Source organism: Bacillus sp. 17RED48 (assembly GCF_019837545.1).
GTDB lineage: Bacteria > Bacillota > Bacilli > Bacillales > Bacillaceae_G > Bacillus_A > Bacillus_A wiedmannii.
In genome coordinates this window covers 131,638-144,046 of the sequence record NZ_JADAXG010000003.1, presented here as the reverse complement: position 1 = coordinate 144,046, position 12,409 = coordinate 131,638, and the positions used below count along the sequence as shown (strand labels likewise).

The window sequence follows — 12,409 nt, the reverse complement described above, 5'->3', positions numbered from 1 at the left end:
GAACTCTATTTCATATTAGAATGTTGTTTTTGATAACAAGCAAAGTAAGCAAACCCAACAAATCCAGCTCCCCCAATTACATTTCCGATAAAAACAGGAACAAAATTTCTAGCAAGATCCATCCACGTCAGATGCCCTGCGAAAATAACTGCTGAAATAACAAACATATTTGCTACCACTTGCTGAAATCCAATCACTACAAATGCCATAATTGGAATCCAAATTCCGATTATTTTCTCGATAAAATCACTCGTCCCATAAGCGAGCCAAAGCGCAAGACAAACGAGCCAATTACATCCAATCGCTAAAATTAAAGTTCTCCCAAACGTTTCATGTAACTTTCCTTCTGCTATCGCTACCGTTTTATTTAAATACTCTCCCTCTGTTAATCCGCCAAGATGACCGAAACAATACGCAACAAAAATAGCTCCCACAAAATTCATAAAAGTAATCCAAACCCAATTATTTAGTACACTTACTAATGTAATTTTCTTTGCATAAAGCGCCATAGAAAGTGACATCATATTTCCGGTAATTAATTCTCCTCCTGCTAATACGACGAGCATTAATCCAATAGGAAAAACCGCTCCTCCTACAATATTGACTAAACTACCCCAGCGCTCAGGTAAATTACCTAAAACGCGAATGTTAAGCAAAAAACCTAACGAAATAAACGCTCCTCCTAAAAAACCGAGAATAAGCATTGCTGGCAACGTCTGACTTACTTTTTGAACACCGGCCTCAATTACAAGCTCAGCAATTTGTTCCGGTTTATGAAATGCCATTACTAATTCCTCCATTTTCTCCAAATAAAAAAGCAGCTTCAAAAAAACTCCACAAAAATAAAGGTTTTTGAATGCTGCTTAATTTCTCTGCACATCTTTTACAGAGATATCAATCATCACTTTTACTATAAAATAGAAAATCTACAAACGTTGCATACTTTCCATTTTGTATATAATTCACCATAGCGTCACTCTTATATATCAACCACCAATATGTGACATTTCAATTTTAGGCGCTCTTTTTTTACTTGTATGACTTAAGCGTTCCTCTGAATAACGATCTTCTCGATTGTTCCATATATCACGTACGATATATGTTATTTCCTCGTCAGTGTATCCACATCGAAGTAGTTCTCTCAAATCATTTCCTTTAGAAGCGAACAAACAAGTATATAATTTTCCTTCTGCAGAAATACGTGCTCTCGTACATGAGGAACAGAAGGAATCTGTTACTGATGAAATAATACCTATTTCTTCATCACTTCCAATATAACGATAGCGAGTCGCAACCTCACCTGCATAATTCGCTTCTATCTGTTCTAATGGCATAACTTGATGAATGGCATCTACTATTTCTTGTTTCGAGACGACCTCTTTTAACTCCCAGCCGTTATAATTCCCAACGTCCATATACTCAATAAAACGAAGAATATGCTCATTTTCTTTAAAGTATTGCGCCATCTGCAAAATGTCCTGTTCGTTTTTTCCCTTTTGAACGACCATGTTTATTTTAATTTTCATACCAACTTCAGCTGCAGCCTGTATTCCTTCTAGAACCCTTTGCACTTTACTTCTATTACCATTCAAATAGAAAAAACGATCTTCTTCTAAGGAATCTAAACTAACTGTCACACGTGATAAACCAGCCTTATATAAATCAGGAGCAAACTTTTTCAGTAACGATCCATTGGTTGTTAAACCGATATCCTCCACACCATCTATATTATTAAGGCGCTCAATAAGCTGCGGAAGACCTCTTCGAAGTAACGGTTCTCCGCCCGTAATTCGTAACTTTCTTACACCTAAAGAAACAAAAATACGTGTTATCCTTTCAATCTCATCAAAAGATAAAATTTTATCATTAGACAAAAACGAATAATCAGGACCAAATATTTCTTCTGGCATACAATAACGACAGCGAAAATTACAGCGATCAGTAACCGAAATACGTAAATCCTTTAAAGGACGTTGTAGTTTGTCTAATGTGACAGGTTTCATATTTATTGCCTCGCTTTTACTTATTTTATATTTAATACACGTTCTGGATGCGTATATACATTTAAGGATTGATTTCGAATAAACCCTATCGTAGTAATACCTAACTCTTCTGCTAGCTGCAAAGCCAACTCGGTTGGAGCTGATTTTGACAGTATAATTTCACAACCGATTTTTGCGACTTTCAATAATATTTCCGAAGAAATACGACCACTAAAAACAATGATTTTATCGCTTATAGAAATATTATTTTTTAAGCAATATCCGTAAATTTTATCTAATGCATTATGTCTACCGATATCCATTCGGCTTAAAACAATACCATTCACATCACACAAAGATGCATTATGAACGCCGCCTGTATGACGAAATGTCTCTGCAGATTGCTGCATTTCTTTCATTAACCGAAAACAATCTTCTGCAGCAACCTGTACATGTACACCATTCATTTTCTTTGCGCTTAGGGCATCACTTGCAAAAACAAACCCTTGTCTACTCATACCACAGCACGATGTAATATATCGTTTATTTTGCATTTGTTCGTAATACGGATTCACTTTTGTCGTCGTGACATGTACAAATCCTTCTTTCTCCTGTACCCATATGTTATCAATATCTTCATACTTCCGAATGATTCCTTCAGATGCTAAGAAGCCTACTACCATATCTTCTAAATATTCTGGAGTACTAACCATTGTAACAAACTCCTGTCCGTTCATTTTAATCGTGACTGGAAACTCTGTTACAATGCTGTCCTCTATTTGCTTAAACGCCCCTTGTTCATAACGAAAGATTTCTCTTTCTACCTGTATCGGTTTCACGATCAGTATCCTTCTCTCACGTTATATTTTTATCAAAAACGAATACCGAAACTGCAATATCTTCTTCTACTTTCATATCTGAAAACAAATTCACTAATTTCGCTCCAACAAGGTCCTCCAAATGTTCACGGGAATTCGCAGCATACACTTCTTGAATCATTTTCGTTCTAGCCAAATGAACCATTTCCGCACCGTCCATCGTACTTGAAATAAATTTTTCAGTAGGTGTTAAGTTTCCGTAAAGGGTCGCAATCGCCATATTTTCAGCAAAAACAGTATGAATTCGTTCTGGTCCTTTTCCGAAAAGTTCCTTTCGAAGTTTTCGTATCATATCATTAAATTCATGTACTTTTTTTGACATACAATTATACCTCCCAAAAATCCTCATTTTACTTTATTATATATTTTACCAAAATGACCCTTCCGCCCAAACTATTTCGTACAAACATTTAGGCGAAAAGATTCACTTCATGAAGATTATTCGTCTTTTAACCCTTTACCCATACCTTTTAAGAAATGAAGCCCAAACCCTATAGCACGGTTAATATCTGGGTCTTTCAATACTTTCATAAGATCAAATACTCCTACTTTTTTATTACTTTCTAGATGTTCATTACCTTCTTCTAACCCTACTAATAAACTACCTATAAGCTTTTTCGTAAGTTCCGGATCTAGTTCTGTTAAAGCACCCGCAGCACCCATCATATTATTAATTAAATTTGTAACAGGCTCACGAGTCACTTGGCCAAGAACAATTTTGGCGATTGGTTCTTTCGCCTTTAACATAGAATTTGCAGCTTCTAGCATTCCGATGTCATTTAATTCACCAACAATATTAAACATTTGATTTAAAGCTTCTTCATTATTAGCTAGAAGCTCTTTTAAATCATCTAATTTTTGCTGTTTTATTTCTTCCTCAGTTAATTCTTGTTTTTGAATCATTTTTATAGGTGCAGCCATATTTTTCTCCTCCTACTTATCCGTTAAATGCACATACCCTGGACGTGCCCACTTACGCTGTACCTCAATACCAGCTTGAGGATGACGTTTTTTATTACGTGGGTTCGCTTTTGGCATCGGATTTTCACCCTCAACTTCTAGCACTTCCATACGCACTTTCGTCTGTTTATAAGCAGGTGTGTTCGTACGCGTATCAACTGCAGGACCTGTTAAGAAATTAATTGCTGTTTCATTATCTGTAGAGTTCATCGGTAAATATAATTCATTCGCTTTTACACGATCTGTTACAAGTGCGCGTAATTTTAATGCTCCAAAAGGAGAGACAAGACGAACTAATGAACCTGTTTTCACTCCACGTTCTTTTGCAAGCGCTGGAGAAATTTCAACGAAAACGCCAGGTACTTTCGTTTGAATACCCGTTGATTTATTTGTCATATTCCCTTCATGGAAATGCTCAAGCATACGACCGTTATTAATGTGAAGATCGAACTCCGCTGGGAATTCAGCTGGACGTACCCAATCAGCAATCGCAAAACGAGCTCTTTTATCCGGGAAGTTAAATCCATCTTGGAACAGAAGTGGTGTATTTGTTCCATCAAAACTTCCCCAATGGAAACTATTCCATCCTTCAAGTACTTCATAATTTGCTTGTGAAAATAGTGGTGATAAATTTGCCATTTCAGCAAAAATTTCACTTGGATGGCTATAATTCCAGTTTGCACCTAATTTATTCGCAATCTCCTGCACAATCCACCAGTCTGGCTTCGCATCTCCAAGCGTAGGAAGAACTTGATACAATCTTTGTACACGGCGCTCTGTATTTGTGAAAGTACCTTCTTTCTCAAGAGACGGTGCTGCCGGTAATACAACATCTGCATATTGAGCAGTTTTAGATAAGAAAACATCTTGCACAACGAAGAAATCAAGGCTTGATAACACTTCATGTACGTGGTTCGCATTAGAGTCTACAAGAGCCATATCCTCTCCGACAAGATACATTGCTTTCATTTTCCCTTCGTCAATTGCATGTAGCATTTCAATATTATTAAGACCAGGTTCACTATTAATTTTCACTCCGTAAGCCATTTCAAATTTCGCACGTTCCATATCGTTAGTCACGTGCTGATATCCAGGAAGCCATCCTGGTAAAGTACCCATATCACAAGCACCTTGTACATTATTATGACCTCGAAGTGGATATGCACCAGCACCTGGACGACGATAATTACCTGTTGCAAGAAGTAAGTTTGAAATCGCAGCGGAAGTATCCGATCCTCCTGTATTTTGCGTTACTCCCATTCCCCAAAGGATGCATGTACCATCTGCATCACGAATCATTTCAGCCATTTGAATAAGTGTTTCTTTTGAAATACCAGTCATTTCTTCTGCATATTCAAGTGTATATTCTGTAAGACTCTCTTTGAAATCTTCAAAGAAGTTTACATTCTCATCAATAAATCGTTGATCGTGCCAACCTTGATCAATCATATATTTCGTAACAGCCATTAACCATACTTGATCTGTTCCTTGTTTTGGACTAATAAAGACGTCTGAACGCTCTGCCATTTCTGTTTTACGAAGGTCAGCCACAATTAATTTTTGTCCGTGTAATTTATGCGCACGTTTAATACGTGTAGCTAGAACAGGATGACCTTCTGTCGGATTACAGCCTACAATCATAACAAGACCGGATTGTGCGATATCTTTAATCGTTCCTGCATCTCCGCCCATACCAATTGTACGGAATAATCCGTCTGTCGCTGGTGATTGACAATAACGTGAGCAGTTATCAATATTATTCGTTTCAAATACTTGTCGGGCTAATTTTTGAATAACATAATTGTCTTCATTCGTAATTTTTGATGAAGAAATAAAACCGATAGCATCTTTACCGTACTCATCTTTAATCGATCCTAATTTACTTGCAACTACATTCAGTGCTTCTTCCCATGTAGATTCAACAAACGCTCCATTTTTACGAATTAAAGGTTTCGTAATTCGTTCCTTAGAATTTACGAAATCCCAACCGAATTTCCCTTTTACACAAGTAGAAATTGCGTTAACCGGCGCATCAGAAGAAGGTTGTACTTTAAGAATTTTGCGCCCTTTCGTCCACACTTCAAATGAACAACCTACACCACAAAATGTACATACTGTTTTCGTTTTTTTCGTACGAGTATCACGCATGGCCGCTTCCACTTCTGATACTGCAAAAATGCCGCTATATCCAGGCTCAACTTCTTTAATTAAATCTACCATCGGTTCAAGAATATCTGGTTTTAATCCCGTCATAAATCCAGCTTCACCAAGCATCGTTTTCTCCATTAAAGCGTTACAAGGACAAATGGTTACACATTGACCACAGCTCACGCATGAAGAATCATTAATATTTACTCCTTCATCCCAAATAACTCGTGGGCGTTCCGCTTCCCAGTCTATTGATAACGTTTCATTTACTTGTAAGTTTTGACACACCTCAACACATTGACCGCATGCAATACATTGATTAGGGTCATAACGATAAAACGGATGCGTCATATCAACTTCACTTACATCTACTTTCGGTTCATACGGATATTTTTGATGTTCAATCTCCATTAATTCTGCTGTATTATGCAGTTTACAGTTCCCATTGTTGTTGTCACATACTGTACAGTATAATAAATGATTTTCTAGTAACCGATCCATCGCCTCTGTTTGTGCTTCTTTCGCACGACCAGAAGCCAGTTCAATGTCCATACCTTCCATCGCAACTGTCGAACAAGAGCGCATTAACTTTCCGCCAACTTCTACAATACAAGTATCACATGTTTGAATAGGATCTACTTCAGGCACGTAACAAATTTGCGGATGTTCAATCCCGTTCTCATTAATAACACTCAATATCGTTGAACCCGGCTCCGCTGTATACTTTTTTCCGTCAATTGTAATATGAACCATGTTGTCATTCATGGTCTTTCCCCCTTTTTGAGAATAAAAAAACTCCACCACGAAAATATACGCACCACATTTCGGCACGTTATTATCATGGTGGAGTAGTTTATTAGCACATCTTGCTAAAATACCAATCCATTTATTCATAAATAAAACGATAGATTCATAACAGGTCATATCACGATTCCATCTTTAACACTATAATTATAGCGTTAAAGCTAAAAATATACAATATAAAATTTAAACTACGCATATGTCCGTATAGAACTATCCATAATAACCCATATAAAGTGAAACTTTAATCAGCCCTCACCAATCGGACTTTTATGGGCAGTTGATCCCCCACCTAAATTCTTTGCTTTCGCTGTATTTTGAGGTGGGGGTCTTACTGCCCATTAAAGTGGGATAAAACATAACAAGGAGTAAGCGAACAAATGGGGTCTTTTAATAAATGGATACGTGGTGAAAAATCTTTTTCTGTACAAGAGCAAGCTGATCACATATTAAATAAATCTATCTCTTCTTCTCTTTCCCTTAATCTAAAGCACTTGTCCAAACTGTTTAGCGATATTCCAGAATTAATTACACGCACTTTTCCATTAAAAAACGGAAAAGAAGCCGCTCTTATATATATGGAAGGACTTGTAGATAAAACTGTTATTAACATTGATATTCTTCGTCCCCTCCTATTTACAGAATGGAATGAGGACGATTTTTGGGAATCTTCCGTTACAATCGGAAATGTAAAAAAAGTTCAGCAGTGGTCAGAGATTGAACAGTCTCTTTTACATGGCAAAAGCATTTTATTTATAAATGGACAACTTACAGCGTTAGAACTTGATACGCAATCCGCGCCTAAAAGAAGTATTGAAGAACCTACAACAGAAACTTCTATAAAAAGCTCACACGAAGGATTTAATGAGGTAGCGAGCGACAGCCTTGCACTTATTCGTCGATATATTCCAAATCGCGAATTGAAAGTGAAGGAATTCACTGTTGGTGAACGAGCTACTTCAAAGGTTTTTTTGCTGTACCTAGCAGATATTGCAAACGAGGATGTCGTACAAGAAATGGCATGCCGCATCGAATCAATCAAAGTGGATGCCATTATTACTACCGGGGAATTAGAAGGGTTTGTTGAAGATAATTCCTATACTCTCTTTCCGCAATTATCTATCACTGAACGCCCTGACACAACGGCCCATCATATTCTAGATGGACGAATTGCTGTTGTTGTAGATCGCTCACCAGGCGTATTAATTGGACCTATGACCTTTTCAGCTTTTTTTCAGACGATAGATGATTACAGCTTCAGGCCAATGGTTCCATCATTCATACGATTACTTCGTTTCACAGGATTATTTATAGCAATATTTGCTCCAGCTCTTTATATTGCTATGATTTCCTTCCATTATGAAGTGATTCCACTTAAATTATTGTTAACAATTGGAGAATCTCGGGCTAAAATTCCTTTCCCACCTATATTAGAAGCACTTTTAATGGAATTAGTACTTGAAATGCTCCGCGAAGCTGCAGTTCGGCTTCCTGGTCCCGTTGGACAAACGATTGGCGTCGTAGGAGGGATTGTCATTGGGCAAGCTGCTGTTCAAGCAGGAATAGTAAGTAATGTTATGGTTATTGTCGTATCTATTACCGCCGTCGCTTCTTTTATCATCCCCAATCTGGAAATGTCAGCAGGAGTTCGGATTCTTCGCTTTCCAATGATGATAAGCGCTTCTTTATTTGGGGTCATTGGAATTATGGTTGGAATGGCCGTTATCATCATCCATATTCTTTCTATGGAATCACTTGGCGTTCCTTATGGTAGTCCTTTTTCTCCGTCATTTGTTATGGATTTAAAAGACGTTCTTGTACGTTTACCATGGAAACTAATGAAGAAACGACCACTCTCTCTTAACTTAAAACAAGAAAATCGACAACCGGATATAGAAGAAAAGGAGGAAGATAAGTGACAAAGCGTGCAAAGAGGGAGATTAGTTTATTTCAATACATTTTAACGATTAGTGGTGTTCAAGTTGGATTCGGTGTTCTTACACTGCCACGTGAAGTTGCAAAAGGGGCGAATACAGATGGATGGATGTCTATTATTATCGGATGTGCTATCACTACTTTAGTCAGTCTATGTATTATAAAAATTATGGAAAAGCATCCTGGATATACTTTACTTGATGTGCTAACTCGTTATCTTGGGAAGTGGCTAGGAAGAGTAGGAATGATTTTTTGGATTTTATATGCTGTTCTTGCAGCTGTTTCCTTAATTTTCTCCCTCTTATACGTTATTCACATTTGGATTTTACCTAGATCTCCAATGTTTTTAATTATGATGTTACTATCCATTCCAATGGTTATGCTCGCATGTAAAGGTGTTCTTATTATTAGTCGCTTTGCCGTTTTTACTGTCATCTTTACACTTTGGATGCCATTATTATTATTTATCCCACTTAAAGATGGGCATTGGGTTTATCTTCTTCCTCTCCTTAAAGAGGGATGGATACCCGTTTTCAACACAGTAAAATCAACTATTATTGCCTTTCTCGGATTTGAGTTTGCATTCGTCCTTTATCCTTATCTCAGTAATAAGTCATCTGCCAAAAAAGGGATTGTTCTTGCGAATTTGATTACGCTATTTGTCTATCTTCAAGTCACGTTTGTCTCTTTTGTTTATTTTAGTCCGGATGGTATAACAAAGTTTTTATGGCCCACTCTTTCTCTTGTTACACCATTTCACTTTTCATTTCTTGAACGGTTTGAAATTATCTTTTTGTCATTTTATCTCTTCATTATTTTTGATTCTTGTATTCCCTATATTTTCACTGCTTCAGATGGAATCAATCAATTACTTAACAAAAAAGGGAATTCATTGCCTGTTTGGTTTTTATTATTCGGGTGTGTTTTCGTTTTATTCTTTTATATCCCATCCTCGTATCAAATAAGTGCATTGCGAGAATTTTGGGGAACTGCAAGTTATTTTATCGTATTTCTATTCCCAGTCGTATTTCTCTTATACATGACACTTTATCAGCATTGGAAAAGGAGAAAAATTTAAATGAGACGCTTTAATTTCACTATATTTTGCTTTCTCATAACCTTTTTAACAGGATGTGGAGGAGATCGGCTCGACTTAGAAAAACAATCCATTTCATTAATTTACGGGTTTGACGCAAAAGCAAAAGGAAAATTAATTGTATACCACGTAAACCCTATTTTTAATGAAGATGTAGAAAAAAAGTTCGAAACTCATGAAGCAATAGTACATACACCTCGAGAAGCAAAAGCTACGTTTAATAGTTCAAGTAGTGGTTTAGTATCTACAGAAAAGTTACAGCTCATTTTATTTAGCACGAAGTTTTTAAAACAAGAAGGAGCTATGCCTTATCTTGATGTTTGGTATCGCGATCCTAAAAATACAGGAAATATGCGTATGGTTGCAGTGGACGGTCCAATTTCTTCCGTTATATATAATAACTTTAAAGATAAGCCTGCACTTCCTGAATATTTAACAGCTTTAATTAATACGAACAAACTATACAATCGAACCGCGTTTACGACATTCCATGAATTTCATAGGCAAACTTTTAATAAAGGTATAACACCTGCTATCTCAGAAATAAAAAAAGGTAAAAAAGATGTGATTGTTACCGGCTCTGCACTATTAACTTCTCGCGGCATCTATAAGATGTCTTTAAATCGATATGAAAGTGCCCTTCTTCTTATGTTGCAAAAGAAAGCGAATATACCCGTTTCACTTACCCTGAAAATCCCTTCTCATTCAGTTGAAAGTAATAGTCATCTAAAAGATACCGTCGGCGACGATTTCGTAACAATAAATGTTCTTAGCATCAATCGTGATATCCATACAGGCTATAACGATAACCACTTTAAATTTAATATTGCAATGGATTTTAAAGTTTCCGTATCTGAACTTACATTCAACATGGATATAGATAAAGATAGAAAAAAATTAACTTCACTTATTACAAAACAACTAAACAAAGATTTAAACGATTTAATCCACAAAATTCAAAAACAGCAACTTGATCCATTCGGATTTGGTGATTATGCGAGAGCGTTTCAATATAAGGAGTGGAAAACGGTTGAAGACGATTGGCCGAGTGCCTTTTCAAAGGCTAATGTGAAAGTAGCACCTACTATTAAAATTTTAGAGAATGGGATTATTAAATAATAAAAACACGCTACCTGTTCTTATAAGTAGCGTGTTTTTATTTACATTACAATTATTATTTCAATGGACTATACTCTATTTCCATTTCTAACATTACTGTGTTTTTTAGCATATACAAAATATATAAATACACCTATTATTACCCATGCTACAAAACTAATTAACGTAAGCTCAGAGAGGTTCAAAGCTAAATATATACAACTTACTATTGAAACGATTGGTAAAAAAGGTACTAGCGGCGCACGGAATGGCCTTTTCATATTAGGATGTGTCTTTCTTAATACAATAACAGCTATAGATACAAAAACAAATGCTGTTATCGTTCCCATATTCACTAAATTAGCTAATAAATTCAAATCCACTAATCCTGCTAATAAAGCTGCAATAATACCTGTAACCCACGTATTAAAAAATGGGGTTTGTAAACGTTTATGTACACTTGAAAGTCTTTTTGGTAACAACCCATCTCGACTCATCGAATAAGATACACGAACAAATGCAAACATAGCTACTAATAGAACTGTCGTTAGCCCCGCTATCGCCCCCACCGATAACAATCCAGCAATTCTATCTTCTCCCACAATACGCAATGCATATGCAACTGGATCAGCGACATTCAACTCCGTAAACGGAACCATTCCAGTTAATACAAATGAAACACCTACGTATAGAATGGTACAAATGAACAATGAAACCAGTAGCCCAATTGGCACATTACGTTGTGGACGCTTCACTTCCTCTGCAGCTGTTGCAACTGCATCAAATCCTAAAAAAGCAAAAAATACAGTAGCAGCACCTCCTACTACACCATGAAAACCAAAAGGTAGAAATGGTTGCCAGTTCTCTGGTTTTACATATTGTGTCCCTACAACAATAAACCCTACAATAACAGCCAGTTTAATAATAACCATTATATTATTTATTCGTGCACTTTCTTTTGCACCACGACTTAATAAAAATGTAACAACTAAAATAATAAGAACTGCTGGCAAATCAATAATTCCACCCTTTCCCATACCAGGTGCCGAAGCAAAGATCGTAGGGATGTGAATATTAAACCCTAGTAACAATGACTGAAAATACGCTGACCATCCTGCAGCTACCGCAGAAGTCGCTAATAAGTACTCCAACATAACGCACCAACCGACTATAAATGCAAAAATCTCACCTAGTGTCATATATGTATATGAATATACACTTCCCGAAACTGGAACTGTAGAAGCAAATTCAGCATAACAGAAAGCTACACACGCACATACAATCGCCGCTAATATAAACGATAATACAATCGCTGGGCCAGCATGTTTCGCTGCTACAATACCTGTTAATACGAAAATCCCTGTACCAATAATTGCTCCAATCCCTAAAAGAGTTAAGTCAATTGCACCTAAAGTTTGATTCAATACTTTTTTCTTTTCTTCATCCATTGTTTTCTTTATTAAAAGACTCATTCATTGAAACCTCTTTTTCAAGTTTATCTCTTACTTATT

10 protein-coding genes are annotated in these 12,409 nt (G+C 36.5%); 3 read left to right on the top strand and 7 right to left on the bottom strand.

The features are described from left to right. Nucleotides 1-5 precede the first annotated feature (5 nt). From ILT06_RS13635 to fdhF, 6 genes are all read right to left on the bottom strand, one after another. Nucleotides 6-785, bottom strand: a complete 780-nt coding sequence (locus ILT06_RS13635) for a formate channel (RefSeq protein WP_098103034.1) — start codon at nucleotides 783-785, stop codon at nucleotides 6-8. Between the two features lie 201 nt (nucleotides 786-986). Continuing rightward, nucleotides 987-2,003: a GTP 3',8-cyclase MoaA gene (gene moaA, locus ILT06_RS13630; protein WP_222655184.1), complete on the bottom strand. Its 1,017-nt coding sequence runs from the start codon at nucleotides 2,001-2,003 to the stop codon at nucleotides 987-989. A gap of 20 nt (nucleotides 2,004-2,023) precedes the next feature. After that, on the bottom strand, nucleotides 2,024-2,821 hold the full coding sequence (fdhD, locus tag ILT06_RS13625; protein ID WP_222655183.1) for a formate dehydrogenase accessory sulfurtransferase FdhD: 798 nt from the start codon (nucleotides 2,819-2,821) through the stop codon (nucleotides 2,024-2,026). A gap of 16 nt (nucleotides 2,822-2,837) precedes the next feature. Next, the gene (locus ILT06_RS13620) at nucleotides 2,838-3,182 is read right to left on the bottom strand and encodes a Na-translocating system protein MpsC family protein (protein WP_222655182.1); all 345 of its coding nucleotides are present in this window, start codon (nucleotides 3,180-3,182) and stop codon (nucleotides 2,838-2,840) included. A gap of 116 nt (nucleotides 3,183-3,298) precedes the next feature. Further along, a complete protein-coding gene (locus ILT06_RS13615) occupies nucleotides 3,299-3,781 on the bottom strand; it encodes a helical membrane plugin domain-containing protein (RefSeq protein ID WP_000729894.1) in 483 nt (160 codons plus the stop codon). A 12-nt stretch (nucleotides 3,782-3,793) separates the two neighbouring features. Further along, nucleotides 3,794-6,733: a formate dehydrogenase subunit alpha gene (gene fdhF, locus ILT06_RS13610; protein WP_222655181.1), complete on the bottom strand. Its 2,940-nt coding sequence runs from the start codon at nucleotides 6,731-6,733 to the stop codon at nucleotides 3,794-3,796. A gap of 416 nt (nucleotides 6,734-7,149) precedes the next feature. On the opposite strand from fdhF, the gene ILT06_RS13605 reads away from it, so the two are divergent. Genes ILT06_RS13605 through ILT06_RS13595 form a run of 3 tightly spaced genes read left to right on the top strand, consistent with a single transcriptional unit; the run spans nucleotide 7,150 to nucleotide 10,919 of the window. Then, complete coding sequence (locus tag ILT06_RS13605) at nucleotides 7,150-8,688, top strand: spore germination protein (protein ID WP_088047038.1); 1,539 nt, start codon at nucleotides 7,150-7,152, stop codon at nucleotides 8,686-8,688. After that, nucleotides 8,685-9,782: an endospore germination permease gene (locus ILT06_RS13600; protein WP_088047037.1), complete on the top strand. Its 1,098-nt coding sequence runs from the start codon at nucleotides 8,685-8,687 to the stop codon at nucleotides 9,780-9,782. The genes ILT06_RS13605 and ILT06_RS13600 overlap by 4 nt, the downstream gene beginning before the upstream one ends. Further along, nucleotides 9,783-10,919, top strand: coding sequence for a Ger(x)C family spore germination protein (locus ILT06_RS13595; RefSeq protein ID WP_088047036.1), 1,137 nt, complete (start codon nucleotides 9,783-9,785; stop codon nucleotides 10,917-10,919). A gap of 68 nt (nucleotides 10,920-10,987) precedes the next feature. On the opposite strand, the gene ILT06_RS13590 is transcribed toward ILT06_RS13595, so the two are convergent. Continuing rightward, nucleotides 10,988-12,370: an APC family permease gene (locus tag ILT06_RS13590; protein WP_098103038.1), complete on the bottom strand. Its 1,383-nt coding sequence runs from the start codon at nucleotides 12,368-12,370 to the stop codon at nucleotides 10,988-10,990. Nucleotides 12,371-12,409: the final 39 nt, after the last annotated feature.